Source organism: Streptomyces anulatus, assembly GCF_000721175.1.
Taxonomy (GTDB): Bacteria; Actinomycetota; Actinomycetes; order Streptomycetales; family Streptomycetaceae; genus Streptomyces; species Streptomyces anulatus_C.
Genome location: NZ_JOEZ01000003.1, coordinates 127,235 through 142,917, shown reverse-complemented (window position 1 = coordinate 142,917; position 15,683 = coordinate 127,235). Strand labels below are relative to the sequence as shown.

Below are 15,683 nucleotides of genomic sequence, written 5' to 3'. Positions count from 1 at the left end.
GGCGCTGACGGACGCGGTCGCCCACGCCGGTGCAGAGCTGGAAAGGCTACTGAAGACCGAACCAGATCCCCGCTAGAAGCGGGACGACCGGGAGGAACTGTCACGCCGCGCGGCGGTGTCGGCGTTTCGGCCATTTCCCGCCCGGAGCCACTCCAAGCCAGACCAGGGCCCCGCACCTGCAAGGTGCCCTCACGCAGGAAATGGCGGGCTTCCCAGCACGACCGAATGACGTGTGTTCGATATTGCAGCCGTGTCGTTAGACCTCACGACTCTGCCGCAGTGACCGTCCAAGGGGGAACGATGACCTCGGCCATCACACAGGACCAACCGCCGCAACCACCGAAGGGGACCGCGCCGGACGACAAACCGCAGGAGGCCAGTGTTCGAGAAGAGGAATACCTCTACCGCGACGAGTCACAGCTCCAGGCCGGCTCCCAGCTGACCTCCCGCACCATGGCGCGGCGCCTGCCCTCACTCGTGCGGCGCTCGGTGCAGATGGCGTGGCGGGTGGACCGCGGCGCGACCATCGGACTACTGGTATGCCAGGTGGGAACGGGCGTACTTGCCGCCCTCGGCCTCTTGGCCGTCACGGGCACGATCACTGCACTGATCTCCTCGGGTGACATCACCGAGCGGCTGTGGGACGCCGCCCCGCAGCTGACCGTCATCGCCGCCGCCACCGGACTGCGCGCGATGCTGGGCATCGCGGCCGTCTGGCTGACCGGCCGGCTTCGTCCGGTGCTCGGCCGGGCCGCAGAGCTGACGATGATCGAGGCCGCGCTCGGCGCAGAACTGGCCGCCAACAACAAGCCCGGCTACAACGACGCCTACGACATCGCAGACCGCGGCGCCCAGGTCACCCCCGACCTGGTGGAGGAAGCACAGAACGTACTCGCGGCGACCGCGACGCTCGCGGCCGGTGCGGCCGTCCTGACCGTCCTGCACCCCCTGCTCCTTCCCCTCCTCTTCCTCGCTTGCTTGCCGCAGGCCGCCGCCTACGTCCGATCCGCGCGCGTGATCTACCTCGCCGGCCTGGAGACCTCCGGGCGGCGCCGGATGCTGAGCAAACTGCGCTGGCACATGGCCTACATGGAGTCCAGCGAAGAGATGCGCGCCTGCCTGGCCGGCCCGTTCCTGACCAGCCGGTACCGGAAACTGGCCGCCTCGGTCAACACGGCCGAACGTAAGGCAGCGAACACGGGCGCCTGGATGGGACTGGCCGGCGCCCTCGCCGGCGGGATCGCCTCGACCGCAGTGTGGGCGGCGCTGATCTGGCTCCTGGCCTCCGGCCGCATGAGCCCGGCAGCCGGGGGCGGCGCCTTCTTCGCCCTCCAGACGGCCAGCGGGTCCGTACGCGGCATCATCAGTGGCGGAGCCCGCCTGGTGCGCACCGGCTGGTACGTCCAGGACTGGCAGAACTTCCTCGACAACGCCCACGGCCAGGCCATGGCAGACTCCCGCGGCACCGCCGCCCTCCCTGCTGTTCCGGAGCGCTTCGAGGTCCGCGACGTCACATACCGCTATGACGGAGCCCCGAAGGACAGTCTGAGCAACGTCTCCCTGCATGTGAAGCGCGGCGAGATCGTGGCGCTGGTCGGGGAGAACGGCTCCGGCAAGTCGACCCTCTCGCGCCTGCTGTGCGGGCTGCTGCTGCCCACCGAGGGCGACGTGGCCTGGGACCACGCCTCCACGGCGGACCTCGATCCGTGGGGAGCATGGGAGCATGTCGCGCTGGTGCCGCAGAAGTTCACGTACCTGCCCCTGACGATGCGCGACAACATCACGTTCGGGCAGGGCGACACCAGCGACGCAGCGCTGCTCGCCGCGTGCGAGTCCTCCGGCGCCGCGGAGATACTGCCGGACCTCCGTTCCGGCCTGAACACCCTCCTGACCAGCGAATGGTTCGGCGGGCAGCAGCTCTCCGGCGGGCAGTGGCAGCGCCTCGTTCTTACCCGCGCCTTCCACAGGCAGGCAGCGCTGCTGGTGATGGATGAACCCACGGCCGCCCTCGACGCCCGCGCTGAACACAGGATCTTCGCCGGCCTGCGCGAACTGGCCAAAGACCGCGCGGTCTTGCTGATCACGCACCGGCTCACCAACGTGGCCGTCGCCGACCGGATCGTGGTGTTGAACGAAGGGCGGATCGTCCAGGAGGGCACCTACGCCCAGCTCACCCAGCAGCCAGGGCTGTTCCGAACTCTGTGGGAGCTACAGCGCCGGATGAGCGGCGACACCCCCTGATTGCCCAGCCCGCGCCAAGCCACCGTTCTACGGGCAGAGACACCGGCCCGCGCCCGATGCTCCCTTCTCAGAACTCCTCATGTCCGCCCCCTCGTTACCTTTTTGGTGGCCCGGCAATGGGTTCCCGGCCCCGGGTGCGCAGCGCCGCCGCTGCTGCCACGTGCGCTGTCGCCCTCCCGGTTCATGCCGGATCAACCGGCTCCCACCCGGCTGTGGCGTGCCGGTGTCATGTTGTGATCCACGTGGCGCTGGGCTCCGGTCAACGTGATCCTGGACGTCAGGCGCGGATCCACGCTGGAGGCTGCCAACCGCACTTCCAGCCCGGCCGGCTCGACGACGCGCGATTGTCCCGTCCGGTGAAGGAGGCGACGTCGGCCGGGACCGTGACACGGAGGCGGCGACGCCCGGCGAAGGGACTTCGGCGGGTAGGCAGCCGTAGAAGGGGACATCGGACAGCGTCGGCGAATCGGTCGGGCTGGTAGGGGGTAGACGTCGACCACCCCCGCGCGCCGTCGCCGTACGAGCGCTGACGTTGTTGGCAGACCGGGCGGGCTCAGCCTTCCGCCGAGCCCGCCGCGTCGGCCCCGTACCGGAGCCGGACATGTGTCACGTCGTCAGCGCTGCAGCGTCAGCAGACCAGGACGGTAGGGCAGGAGGCCGTAGTCACCGCCGGAGTTGGGGCTGCGCCCCTGGTAGAGCAACTGCAGATTGCAGGGATCGACGGTCATGGTCTGGTCGGGGCTTGAGCGGATCAGTTCGCCGTGGCTGATGTCGTTGGTCCAGGCGGCGCCACTGTTGGCCTTGCCGGCGAAGGGGTTGCTCTCGGTCGCCGCCTGGGGTGTCCACGCGCCGTTCAGACTGGTTGCCGTGAACGAGCGGAAGTAGCGACCCTGCGAGCCGATCGCCTCGACGATCATGAGGTAGCGGTTCTGGCCCTGCAACTTGTAGACCTGCGGGGCTTCGAACAGGTTGTTCGTCGTATCGCTCATGATCACTGTCGAGGTCGCGCCGAAGCTGCCCGGGAAGTTCCCGATCGGCATACTGGCCCGGTAGATCTTGCCGTTGTCGCCGGCGAAGAACAGGTACATGTTCGTCCCGTCACCGATGAGCGTCTGGTCGATAGGGCCTGTTCCGGAGTCGGGGATGCTTCCGGAGAAGAGCACCTGCGGGGATGACCAGCCGTTCGGGTTGGTGGGATCGCTCGACGTGCGGTAGGAGAAGGCGGAACCGCCCCACTGGTAGGCGAGCACCCAGATATCCTTCGGCGCGAAGTAGAAGAGCGTAGGCGCGACGGTGGAAGCTGACATCGCGTTCTGGTCGGCCGAGGCCATCTCCGACCAGTCGGAGAACAGGCCGAAGTTCATCGAACCCCAGCGCGTCCCCGTGTCGTGCGTCGTCGCATAGACGAGCTGTTTGCCCTGGTAGGGGACGACGGTGAAGTCCTTCACCGAGACCCACCCCGGCTTGGGCTGCGCCAACGGGCCCGATGATGCCCAGCGGTAGGTCCCCGGAAGATCGCACGGGCCGGTGTTGCCGCCGTCGACCTTGACGAGCTGCCACTGCTGGTTGGTGCCGCCCCAGTCGTCGTACTGGACGGTGTTCGCGTTGTCGGCGGTGGAGGCACCTTGTACCTCGAGGGCCTTGCCGCTGTGGCGCGAGATGAACCTTACGAAGCCGTCCGAGCTGTCGGCCAGTCGCCATTGCTGGTTGGCGGCGTTCAGGTCGGCCCACTGGACGATCGATCCGCCGTTCGCGGTGGACCAGTTGTGGACGTCCAGCACCTTGCCCGAGTGGCGGGACTTGATGCGGTAGTAGCCGCCCCCGGAATCGACGAACTGCCACTGCTGCTGCCTCTGATCGTTCCTGGTCCACTGAGTGATGCGGGCGCCGTCGGCGGTCGCCATGTTGTAGACGTCCAGGGCCTTGCCGCTGTTGCGATTGACCAGCACGTACGAGGCGTTGGGGTCCACGGTCGCCGCCTCGGCGGGCTGGGCACCGAGGAAGGTGGCCACGAGCAACAGCGGTGCAAGGACCGCGAGCAGGCGCCTTGGGCGGGCCGGGGACGAGTGGCGATACCACATGAGCTGCGCCTCCTAGGGGCTGGTTTGAGGTGACCCTGATGAACAGCGGAGCGGAAGTGCCGTGGGTCCGGAACGGTTTCGAAAAGTTTCGAGAATTCCCGGATACTTTGACGTCACAAGCTAGGGATGCGGGGTTCTCCGGTCAAGGCTTGCCACTGATCTGTCCATAAACAGCACCTCTCCTTCGGGCCTGACCAGCGATCACGCCGAGCGGGCCCCTCCCGAGTGCGCGAAGACAGTTCACCAGCCCACGACGTATGTGCGGAGGAGGAGGGCCGAGCAAGCAGCGTCCGCGCCCTCGCCCCGACCGCGGCCCCACGAGGTTCGTCGGCGGCGGCGCCGGGGCTGTATTCCGACCCACCAGGCTATCTGAAAGTTTCGAAGTGCCAATCGAAACTTCTTCTGCAAGGAGTATTGACGGCCTGTCACCGATGCCTCAATCATCCCTGTCTGAGGAACTGACCGTGGTCCGAGATACCGAACGTCGGCCTCGGCCTTCTGTGTCCTGCACGGCAGATCCGCGCACCGCATCAGTCCTTCCGTGATTTCCACCTTGGAGGCACAGTCATGGGCTCCTACGCCCTTTCCGGACCCGTTGTCCGCCGGAAAACTCGCAGCCTGCTGTTGGCCCTGGTCGTCGGCGTCCTCGGTGCGTCGGCCGCGCTGGTCGCGCCACCGGACGCACACGCCGCCGAGAGCACGCTGGGCGCCGCGGCGGCGCAGAGCGGCCGCTATTTCGGCACCGCCATCGCCTCGGGCAGGCTGGGCGACTCGACGTACACGTCGATCGCGAACCGTGAGTTCAACATGGTGACGGCCGAGAACGAGATGAAGATCGACGCCACCGAACCGCAGCGGGGTCAGTTCAACTTCAGCTCCGCCGACCGCGTCTACAACTGGGCGGTGCAGAACGGCAAGGAGGTGCGTGGCCACACTCTGGCCTGGCACTCCCAGCAGCCCGGCTGGATGCAGAGCCTCAGCGGCAACGATCTGCGCCAGGCGATGATCGGCCACATCAACGGCGTGATGGCCCACTACAAGGGCAAGATCGTCCAGTGGGACGTCGTGAACGAGGCCTTCGCTGACGGAAGTTCGGGAGCCCGACGCGACTCCAACCTGCAGCGCAGCGGCAACGACTGGATCGAGCTCGCCTTCCGCACCGCGCGCGCCGCCGACCCGTCCGCCAAGCTCTGCTACAACGACTACAACGTCGAGAACTGGACCTGGGCCAAGACCCAGGCCATGTACTCCATGGTCCGAGACTTCAAGCAGCGCGGCGTGCCGATTGACTGCGTCGGCTTCCAGGCGCACTTCAACAGCGGCAGCCCCTACAACAGCAACTTCCGTACCACGCTGCAGAACTTTGCCGCCCTCGGAGTCGACGTGGCCGTCACCGAGCTGGACATCCAGGGCGCCTCGCCCACGACCTACGCCAACGTCACCAACGACTGCCTGGCCGTCGAGCGATGCCTCGGCGTCACCGTCTGGGGTGTGCGCGACAGCGACTCCTGGCGTGCGGAGCACACACCGCTGCTGTTCAACGACGACGGCAGCAAGAAGGCCGCCTACTCGGCCGTCCTCAACGCACTCAATGCCGGCGACACAACTGAGCCCCCGGCGGGTTCCGGACAGATCAAGGGCGTCGGTTCGAGTCGCTGTCTGGATGTGCCCAACGCCAGCACCAGCGACGGCACCCAGCTCCAGCTGTGGGACTGCGGCAGCAGCACCAACCAGCAGTGGGTGGCCACCGACTCGGGTGAGTTCCGGGTCTACGGCGACAAATGCCTGGACGCCGCCGGCACGAGCAACGGCAGCAAGGTCCAGATCTACAGCTGCTGGGGCGGAGACAACCAGAAGTGGCGCGTCAACTCCGACGGATCCATCGTCGGCGTCCAGTCCGGCCTCTGCCTCGACGCCGTCGGGGCCGGCACCGCCAACGGCACACAGATCCAGCTCTACTCCTGCTCGAACGGCAGTAACCAGCGCTGGACCCTAACCTGACGGGACCGGCCACGGACGAAGGGACGAACCGATGACGGCCTGCGGTGCGGTTCTCCCCTCCAGGAAGACATCGTTGACGGGCCCGGGTCGCCGCAGTGAATCCGGGGTCCGCCGAGGCGGCGGGCGGTAGGTAGGACGTTCGGCCTACGCCCCCGAGAGGCATCCCCGTCGGTGGTGCGGCTGGGCCAGCACCTCCCACCCACGTGGTCCTGGCCCAGCCGAGGGGATGGTACGGGCAGCGAGTCCTGCCGGTTCGCGGGTGGCGCACACGACTTCGCCGCCCGCCTCATCCGGCGGGGACGCTGCCGTTGTGCGCCAGGAGAGTTCCCGTTCCCTTGTCGACGAGGCCGTCCCGCGCGCTCCGGCGGCGCCGACGAGCATCGTCCACGGGCACGCGACAGGCGGGGTGGGCCCGGGGACAACGGATTGCTTCCCCCCTGGCTGAGGACCCGGCCCGCAGGTCCGGAGCCGGAGAGGCCCGTCAGGTTGAGACTCCCGCTCCGAGCGTCAAGAGTTTCCGAACGGGCCCCTGAAGGCGTCGCCGACGCGAGCGACTTCCTGATGAACTCGCAGTTCAGCAGGGTTCGAGGGCCAAGTCTGGCACTCGACCCGCTCCACGGAGGAAAACAGGTCGAGCGACCTACCCGAACCACAAAACCGCAGGTCAGGCACCCTTCGCAGCAGGCTCCAGAATCGCCACGCACTCCACATGATGCGTCATCGAAAAGATGTCGGCCTGAGCACGTGATGGAAAAGACCAGGTCAAAGGCCATTTCTCAGCTCGCCGTCCTGCGTGTGGCGGCCTGGAGCGTCAAACGAGCGTCATGGCCGACAGCCGGTGAACAGGCCGCCGAAGCCATGTCACCCATCGGGTCCACCCACCGGCTCCGGAGGCCAGCTCACCTGTCATGCCCCGCACCATCTTTCCGACCAACATCATGGGCCGGGCCCGCCGACCGAGAACACCCCGCACCCGGGCGGAGGAACTCCTCGGTCTCGGACGCCAACGACTTCGCGCTGCACCGGGAGAACCCCATCACCGCTCCTGCTGGTGTCTCCGCCGAACCCGGAACGGTTCACTCTCAACTGCCCCTACCCAGCCGGACGGTCACGCTCCTCACGTGAGATCGGACAACAGCAGCTCCAGCTCCCTCTCCTCCTCGACACGAACACCGAGTTCGGCGACGGCCGTAGCGAGTGCGGGCTCCCAGGGGGTCTCCGTCGGGGTGCTGACGAGCGGTGACAACGGAGGTTGGGCACAGCGGAGCACGGCGGCGCGGTAGTCCGCGGCCGTGTAGCGCCAGGGCAGCCAGGGGACGCGGCGGCGAAGGACGCCGGCGATCCGGAGCCCTCCCCAGTCGAAGTCCCCGTGGTAGTACAGGGTCGCTCCGTGGTCGTGCAACCCCCGGAGCAGTGTGAGGGCGGCGGCGGAAGGCTGGCCTTGGAGGCAGACCAGGGGCGGGCTGGCAGGGCCGAGCATGTCGGCCGCCGCCGCGAGGACGGTCGGGTTCTCGCAGATCCGCACCACGGGATCGGCGACGGCCGGAGGTCTGCGGGTGAGCTGGCGAAGGGTGAGCACACAGGGTTCGCCGTCTTCGGCCAGGCGGTCCAGGGCCGGGGTGCCGCGCAGGTTCAGGGTCAGGACGGTCGAGGACAGCTCGTCCCGCAACAGCCCCACCGAGGCCCAGGCCTCACGTCGCCATTCGGCGCCCTGACCATCGTGGAAACCGGTCAGCGCACGGGCCCCGGACAGAGTGAGGGTGGCCAGCGGTGTGCCGTCGTCAAGGGCGTGAGCCCAGCCGAGGACCCGGGCAGCGAAGGCGGGTAGCGAGACGACCGGGACGGCGGGGAGTGCGTACAGGGCGGTACACACACCGGTGAGCAGGCCGAACGTGACGTCTGGTGTGCGCCCCAGACGTCGCGCCAGGCCGTCGGCGCGTATCCGGGCCGCCCACTCCGCAAGCGCGGGGACCGTAGCGACGAGCTCGTCGAGCGGCGTGTGCGCCCTCCTCCAGGCTTCCTCCTCCTCTTGGCGGGCTTGGACGAGTGATGTGACAGGCCCGGTGAGCGCCGCGACCGCGGCGGCGAGGCCGTTCGGGCTGGCGCCCGAACGGCGCAGTACAGCGTCGACCGCTTCCAGCCGTACGGTCAGAGACCTGCCGCCACCGGGGGCCCGGGCGAGAAGTCTTTCGGCCGCTGCTCGCTGGGCCGGAGTGGGATCGGCCAGGGACACGGAACCAGTCATGGGCTGCCCGGCCACCAGTCGTCGGCGTGCTCGCTCGACGAGCCAGGAGAGGTCCGGCGTGCCGAGCAGCCTGGCCAGCCGCGGGCTGTCGACTGCTTCGGTGCCGGGCTCAGGCCCGTGGGTCAGCCCCACAGCGACTCGGGCTCCTCAACGCCGGGCGCGTCCTGGAGGGCGTCACGTACGGGGTCCTCGCGGCGCTGCCGTCGCGCGCCGTCCCATTCCCACCGGGTGACGAGGACCGCCGCCACCTCGTCGATCCGGGACAGTTGAGCGATGGCGATGCCGGGCACCTGCGGGTAGCAGGCCCACTCCCGTTCGCTGGTCATGACCACATCGAGGTCAAAGGCGCTCAGGAGGCCGAGGCACTTGGCGCGGGAGTCGTCGTCCACGCCCGCGAACGCCTCATCGAGAGTCACCAGGCGGGGCGCGTGCGGGCTGCCCGCGCTGGCGTAGTGGGAGGAGGCGGCGGCGAACAGCGGTACGGACACGGCGAGGACGCGTTCACCGCCTGAGGCGGGGCCGGTGGCGGGTACCCAGCGCCCGTGTTGGTGGCGCTCGACGCCGAACTCGTGCCAGGAGCGGTAGTCGAGCGCGGCAGTGAGGTGCTCGAGCCGGCTGCCCGGGCCGTCGTCGGACTGCTGGCGGGCGATCTGGGCCTGGAGGAACTCGCCCACCGCCGCGCGATCCTCCGACGTCCAGGCGTCCGCGGACTGGCGCAGCCTCTCGCGGGCTTGGGCCAGTCCGGACGGGGCCTTGCGCGAGGCCCGCCACACCAGCCGGAGTCTCATCCCGGTGGAGGTGGGGCGGTCCTCCAGTTCGGTGTTCATGTCCCGCACCTGTCGTTCGGCGGCACCGATGAGTTCCTGGAGGGTGCCGGCGACCTCGGTGATCAGGTGGGTTTCGAGGATCTCGCGTTCGTGCGCGGACAGGATGCGGGTGAGCTCGCCGACCTCCGTGGCGAGTGCTTCGGCGAGTTCGGGCACGGCGCGCTCACGGCCCTGGTAGACGATGTCGACGACCATGCCGTCCTCGACCATGCGGGCGGACGCGCTGTGTCCGTGCCGGGACAGGGTGTCCTGCAGGGCCTTGAGTTCCTCGCTGAGTCGGCGCTGGACGCGTTCCCAGGCCGCGTCCGTGTCGTCGACGGACGACAGGCCGGAGTCGATGGCCCGGGCGAACGCGATGGCCGGGGTCGCGGCCCAGTGGCCGTCGTCCGAGGCGGGGACGGTGATCTCGGGCAGCGCGACCGCGACCAGGCCGGTGGCCGTGAAGCGCTGGAGCGCGGCAATGGCCTCCGCACGTGCGTCAACGACTTCGGCGAGGTCCTTCTCCAGCTGCTCGATCCGCCCCTCGGCCCGGCTCGCCTCCCGGTCCGCCTGAGCGTGACGCTGCCCGGCGTTCTTCCGGTCGGTCTCACAGATCCGCTGTGCGTCGATGGTCTCGGCGAGGCGCCGTTGGAGTTCGGCGACGGCGGCACCGACGGTGGAGCGCAGAGTCCGGTGCCGCTCATCGGCCGCCGCCGCCTCGCGCGCCGCCTCTTCGGCCCGCTGGGCGAGGTCGACGACCCGCTGCTCCGCCTCGGCGGCCTCGGCACGCTCGTCGTCCACCTGCCGTGCGGCCTCCCCTTGTTCGCGCAGCGCGGGCCACAGAGCCGCCAGCGCGGTGGCGAGGGAGCCGAGGGCGTGACGCGCGGCGGTGAGTCCGGCCCGTTCGGCGGGCAGCCCCAGATCAGCGGCAGCCTCGGTGAGCTCGGCGGCAGCCCGCTCGGCGAGTTCAGCCGCCTCGACGACCTCGGTGGCACGCCCTTCGTACCGGGCACGGGCCTTGCGCACGGTCTCGGCGGCGGCGCTGACGAGCGCGTGTGCCCTGGTGAGCGGCGACTCGTCGGGGACGTCTGCGAGCTCGGCGTCGAGCGTGCGTCGGCGTGCCGCGATCGCCGCGGACCGAGCCGCGAGTTTCTCCGACTCCTCGCGCAGAGAGGCGAGTTCGATGCCGAGCGCCGCGACCCGGGCCCGGCGCGCTGCTTCGCGTGCGCCCTCGCCGATGTACGTGGCGGCGGGCTTGGCCCACGTACCGGTGAGCGCACCGACCCGAAAGCGCCCGTCGGGTGCCGCCCATGTCGTGGCTCCTCCCCCGCCGTCGAGGCCGATGGCGGCGAGCAGCCGGGTCACCGTCGTCTCGTCCAGGACGGCGGCCCGCCCATCGCCGTAGTCCACGGCGGGGCACAGCACGTCTGCCAGTGAGGGGCCGCTCACCGGTCCGTTCGACGGGGAGAGAAGGACATCGCATCCGTCCACGGCGAGGGCGGAGCCGTCGGGCAGCACCCAGGCGTCGAGGAGGCCGGAGGCTTCGAGCGCCGCTTCGAGCCCGGCACGGCCGGCTTCGGGCAGTTCGTCACGGAAGTCGACCAGGCGCCAGAGCGGCGCGCCCGGCAGCGTTTCGCGCAGGCCGGGGGTGCGCGTCGCCGGGGGCCGGGGTTCGCGTCCGGCGCCGGCTTCCAGTGCGGTGAGCTCGCGACGGGCCTCGGCGGTGCGCTCTGCCAGCTCCGTGGTCGCGCGGGCGGCTTCGGCCGCCTGGTCGGCGAGGTCCACCGAGCGGGCGGTGTGCGCCCGGGTGGCCGAGACCCGCGCCGGGTAGGGGCCGTCGAGGTGGCGGGTCCACTCCTGGAGTTCGTCCAGGAGGCCCGTCTCGTCGGCGTAGGACAGCTCCTTCCAGGCGCGGGCGCGTTCGCGTACGTCGTCCAGGAGGGCCCGGCCCGCCCGCGCCGCGTTCTCCTCCGCCTCGCCGTGCGTCTCGGCAGCCAGCGCGAGGTCGGTCTCCGCCTCGTCGAGACGGCCCGACGCCCGGCGGTGGTCGGCGGCGGCCTGCTCGGACACCTCGAGGCGGCCCTCGATGTGGCCGAGCGCCCGCCGGGCGCGGTCCGTGGCTTCCTCGACGGCCCGCCGCGATGCGGGCTCGGGCAGCAGGTCGCCCGCCGGCAGGGCGACGTGCGCGGCGGCTGCCTGCTCCCGCACGTGGGCACAGGTCTCTTCAGCGCGGCTCCGCGCCGCACGCAGCCGGTTGTCGGCGGTGCCGAGCCGCCCGAGGGCCTTGGTGTGGAGGGCGTCCGCCTGCTGCTGGTCCTCCCGCGCCCGGTTCGCCGCCTGCCCGGTTCGCGTCACGGCCTGGGCGGCGTGCTCCAGCTCTCGGGCGTCGCGCATCTCGGGCGCCTCGCGCAGCGCTGCCTCCTGGGCCCGCAGACGTTCACCGGTCTCGGCCAGGGAGCTGATCTCCTCTTCGGCCGCCGCTCGCTTCTCCTCTGCCCGGGTTCGGAGCTCCTGGTCCTCGGCCAGATCTCGCTGCACGCGCTCGTAGCGGGAGTGCTCGGTGCGGGGGAGCCGGGCGCGGCGCCGGGTGGCGATCCGGGCGTACCGCCGGTAGTGCTCCAGGAAGGCGGAGGCGGCCCGCTCGGCGGCGGACGCGGCGGCCAGCTCGTCCTTCTCCTCGTCCAGGGAGCGGAACGCCTCGGCCACGTCGGCGATGACGGCCTGGTCCACGGGCGGCAGCGCCTCGGTGAGGGCGCGGGAGAGAGCGGCTTCGTTGGGCCGCTTGGAGAGCTGGGGCTGGCGCAGCTGGATGAGCAGGTCGACCAGGGCCGCGTAGCGCTGCTCTCCGAGGCCGAAGAGCGCTTCGTCGACGGCCCTGCGGTACGTCTTGGCCTGGTCGTACACCATGCCGTGCCCGGCGACGGCCTCGGCAAGACGGTCCCTGGACAGGGCCGTGCCGGTGGCGTCGAGGAGCCGGAAGCTCTCCTCCGTTCGTTCGGTGGAGCCGTGGTCGACGCGCTGGCGGGTGACGGCGTACCAGTGTCGGGCGATGCCCCGCCCGCTGACGGCCTTGAGCCCGCACAGCAGCGTGCGGAAGTGCTGCTCGCCGGTTGCGTCGTCGAGCCTGCCGAATTCGATCCAGGTGTAGCCGAGTCGTTCGGTGTGCGGGTGCTCGCCACCGAGGAGCAGGTTCCACTCCATCCGCTTGCCCGGGTCGCCGTCGGGTTCGACACGACGCGGACTGAGGTCGCCGTCGAGCAGGAACGGCAGGGTCAGGGCGAGCACCTTGGACTTACCGGTGCCGTTGTTGCCGCGCAGCAGCAGGCGCCCGTCCCGGAAGCGGAACTCCTCCACGTCGTAGTGGAACAGGTCGACGAGCCCGATGCGCAGGGGTTGCCAGCGGGAACGCCGCGGGGTGGGGAGGCGGGTCACGAGGTGGCCTTTCGCTGCGGAGGCACGGGGGCGGAACCGGGTTCGCGGATGACGGTCTCGCCGACCGCGTACCGGGCGAGGGCGGGTCGCACCACGACCGCGTAGGGAGTACGGGAGACCAGGCCGAGCGCCGCCAGCCGGGCGACGGCCTGTTCGACGAGCTCGGTCTCCATGCCTGGCTCCCGGGCGGACTTCGACCAGAATCCGCCGTGCTGGGAGGCGAGTTCACGGACTCGGAGGGCAAGCTCGTCGAGATCGACGGGGCCGTCGGCGGCGGCCAGGTGCTCGGCGAGCAGCAGGGTGACATGGCCGTAGGTGCCCTGTTCGGGCATGCGGAGGTCAGTGAGGTCGTCTTCGGGGTCGACCATGGCGATCCCCTCGGCCCGCACCTCGGCGACCAGTCCGGTCAGCTCGGTGATGCGGGCGGTGAGGAAGCCGCGCTGCCGGGTGAGGTAGCCGAGTTCGGCGTCGCTCAGGTCGTCGTAGTAGAGCACCGGATCGTCGAGGAGCCTGCGGGTGAGCGAGCGGCGCATCGCGCGGAAGCGCAGCTCGTCGCTGTCCATGGCCGTTTCGGCGACGAGTTCGGCGAGCCGGTCGTCGAAGGCTTCGGCGTGGACGGTGGAGGGCCCGCGGCGGGACGCCAGAAGCCCGGCGAGGACCCGGCGTTCCACGTCGTACAGGACATCGCCCGCCCCGCTGACGTAGGCCTCTTCCTCGCCCGCGACCCGCCTCAGCACGCCGAGGCCGAGCAGCAGCCGTACGACGGCGGCGAGATCGAGGCGCTCGCCTCGGCGTTCCAGGGCGAACTCGATCCCCGTCGCGGCGAGTCGGGGATCGGCGGCGTCGAGGACGATCTGGTCGGCGAGGCGCCCCAGGGCGATCTGGGCCTCGCCGCGTTCGAGGGCGGCGAGCGCAAGGCAGAGCAGGACGTAGCGGCGTCGGGTGAAGGGGGCAGCACCGCGGGTCGTGTCCCGTGCGGGGTGGGTGGGGTCGGTCAGGACACCGGGACTCTTGCGCAGCCGCGCGGCTTCCGTGTCCGCCTGGAGCGCCCAGCCGGTGTTGCGGTCGAACCATTCCCGTAGCTCCGACGCGTGCCGGCGGGCGAGGCGGAACTCGTCTGCGTACCGGCCGCGGGCGAGCAGAAGTGGCTGCTTGAGCAGGGCGCGGGCGGCTTTGCGCAGCTCGGCGGCGTGCTGGCCGTCCAGGACTTCGGCGAGTGGTGTGGTCATCGTCGGGGTTCTCCGTCCGTCGGACGGTCTCCGTCCGTCAGGCCGTCCCCGTCCGTCAGGTCGAGGATTTCGATGAGGTGGTCCGGGCCGCTGAAGACTCCGCCGGGGGTACGGACCTCGGCGGTCGTACCGTCGGCGAGTGCGGTGAGTCTGATCTCCATGGAGCCGTCGTTGCTGGTGGCTGTGGTGTGCCGCATACCGGGCCGCCATGTGGCCAGGGCGTCCCCGAGCAGTTGGAGGAACAGCCCGAAGGAGTCCGGGTCGAGGTCGCCGAGGGCGGACAGACGCGTGACACCTTCGGTGACGAGCCGGGCGCGGGCGGCGGCCGTCTCGGCGGCCTGCTTGGCAGCTGTCTCGGCGAGCGAGCGCCGCAGCTCCTCCCGGTCCTCGACCTTGCGGGGCTTGCCCCGCCGCTCGTAGCTGCCGGTGCGGCGCAGCTGCGGGCTGATACGCAACGGCTCGGCCTCGGCCCACGGAGTGGCGGCCGGGACGGGCCTCGCCGCCCGGGCGGCGAGGGTGTCGGCGTCGACGGTGAGGTGCCGGGCCGGATAGAGGCCGAAAGCGGCCCGCCACAGCCGGTGCCTGGCATCGTCGTCGGGCGCCTCGGCAAACCAGCGCGCCAGCGTACGGAAGTCGGCCGACCGGTCGGAGCGGCCGGCCCGGCGCTCGTTCAGCGCTCGTACGACGGCGAGGAGCTGGGGAATCGCGCCGAGTGCCCGGCCGCGCAGGAGCCTGGCCTGCGATTCGCGCCCGTCCCTGCTGATGAACCACGCGCCCAGCCCCGACCAGCGGGCGGCCCACCGCTCGTACATCTCCCGCTCCGCGTTCGCGGCATCCTCCGGCGAGGCGTCGACGGCTTCCCGTCCGGCGGCTGCGCGAAGCAGGGGCTCCACCCTCCCGTCCTCCTCCAGCTCCAGGATCAGCCGCGCGATCCGTCCGCCCAGCGTGATCAGGTCCTGGATGAACCGCTCCAGGTACTGGATGAGCCGGTCCTTGTACGCGAGGAAGACCGCCTCTTCGACATCGTGCAGGTCGATGGTCTGCTGGAGCGATCCCATGAAGGCCCGGGCGTTGTCGGCGAGCGCGGCGAACCGGCTGGCCAGCGCGTCGAGCGCCAGATGCGCTTTGGCCGGATCCGGCTGCTCCTCGGCAGCCAGGACGAGAAGGGCGCGAAGCTGGGTGACGATGTCGTGCAGGGCCACGGCCTGGAGGGCACCGCGCCGCCCGAGCGCCTCGTCATAGGCGGACAGCGCCTCCTCGGCGGCCTCCCCCTCCCTCGTGAGCTGGTAGATGAACCGCTTCCGGTAGAAGTCCTCGACCGCGGTCACCCGGGCGGTATCGGGATCCGCCCGCAGATTGCCCCAGCCGACGAGCCTGTCGAGCGCGCCGACGACGGCGTCCGGCTCGGCGGGACGGACATCCGCCGGCAGCGCGGTGTGCACGTCCTCGGGCCGCAGGTGAACCGCGAACCGCTCCTTGGCCGTCAGGAACGTCCGCATCACGTGGCGGTAGAGCGGGGTGTTCGGCACCGTGAGATGAGCGAAGGGGCCGAAGCCCGACGGCTCGGGAAGGGGGCCGGCGGAAGCACTGGGGGCGGTGACAGTCATCGCCGCCATTGTCCCTGAGGCGCGGCAACCTCGGAAAGAGA

General features: G+C 70.4%; 7 protein-coding genes and 1 pseudogene. 2 read left to right on the top strand and 6 right to left on the bottom strand.

From position 1 onward, the window contains the following. Positions 1 to 300: 300 nt before the first annotated feature. On the top strand, positions 301 to 2,241 hold the full coding sequence (locus tag IG90_RS0103675; RefSeq protein WP_030577373.1) for an ATP-binding cassette domain-containing protein: 1,941 nt from the start codon (positions 301 to 303) through the stop codon (positions 2,239 to 2,241). A gap of 191 nt (positions 2,242 to 2,432) precedes the next feature. Here IG90_RS0103675 and IG90_RS45500 read toward each other — a convergent pair. Both IG90_RS45500 and IG90_RS0103670 read right to left on the bottom strand, forming a co-directional pair. After that, positions 2,433 to 2,641, bottom strand: a pseudogene (locus tag IG90_RS45500) (hypothetical protein); the annotation flags it as partial. A 214-nt stretch (positions 2,642 to 2,855) separates the two neighbouring features. Beyond that, the gene (locus tag IG90_RS0103670) at positions 2,856 to 4,322 is read right to left on the bottom strand and encodes a non-reducing end alpha-L-arabinofuranosidase family hydrolase (protein WP_030577370.1); all 1,467 of its coding nucleotides are present in this window, start codon (positions 4,320 to 4,322) and stop codon (positions 2,856 to 2,858) included. Between the two features lie 567 nt (positions 4,323 to 4,889). On the opposite strand from IG90_RS0103670, the gene IG90_RS0103665 reads away from it, so the two are divergent. Further along, a complete protein-coding gene (locus tag IG90_RS0103665) occupies positions 4,890 to 6,323 on the top strand; it encodes an endo-1,4-beta-xylanase (RefSeq protein ID WP_030577367.1) in 1,434 nt (477 codons plus the stop codon). A 1,117-nt stretch (positions 6,324 to 7,440) separates the two neighbouring features. On the opposite strand, the gene IG90_RS0103660 is transcribed toward IG90_RS0103665, so the two are convergent. Genes IG90_RS0103660 through IG90_RS0103645 form a run of 4 tightly spaced genes read right to left on the bottom strand, consistent with a single transcriptional unit; the run spans position 7,441 to position 15,642 of the window. Then, on the bottom strand, positions 7,441 to 8,700 hold the full coding sequence (locus IG90_RS0103660; RefSeq protein WP_209443542.1) for a TIGR02679 family protein: 1,260 nt from the start codon (positions 8,698 to 8,700) through the stop codon (positions 7,441 to 7,443). Then, the gene (locus IG90_RS0103655) at positions 8,691 to 12,806 is read right to left on the bottom strand and encodes a TIGR02680 family protein (RefSeq protein WP_030577361.1); all 4,116 of its coding nucleotides are present in this window, start codon (positions 12,804 to 12,806) and stop codon (positions 8,691 to 8,693) included. Before IG90_RS0103655 ends, IG90_RS0103660 begins: the two co-directional genes overlap by 10 nt. Further along, positions 12,803 to 14,035 carry a TIGR02678 family protein gene (locus tag IG90_RS0103650; protein WP_030577358.1) on the bottom strand — a complete coding sequence of 411 codons (1,233 nt, stop codon included), beginning with the start codon at positions 14,033 to 14,035 and terminating at the stop codon, positions 12,803 to 12,805. The genes IG90_RS0103655 and IG90_RS0103650 overlap by 4 nt, the downstream gene beginning before the upstream one ends. Beyond that, positions 14,032 to 15,642 (bottom strand): TIGR02677 family protein, encoded by a 1,611-nt coding sequence (locus tag IG90_RS0103645; protein ID WP_033893633.1) that lies wholly within the window; start codon positions 15,640 to 15,642, stop codon positions 14,032 to 14,034. Before IG90_RS0103645 ends, IG90_RS0103650 begins: the two co-directional genes overlap by 4 nt. Positions 15,643 to 15,683 lie beyond the last annotated feature (41 nt).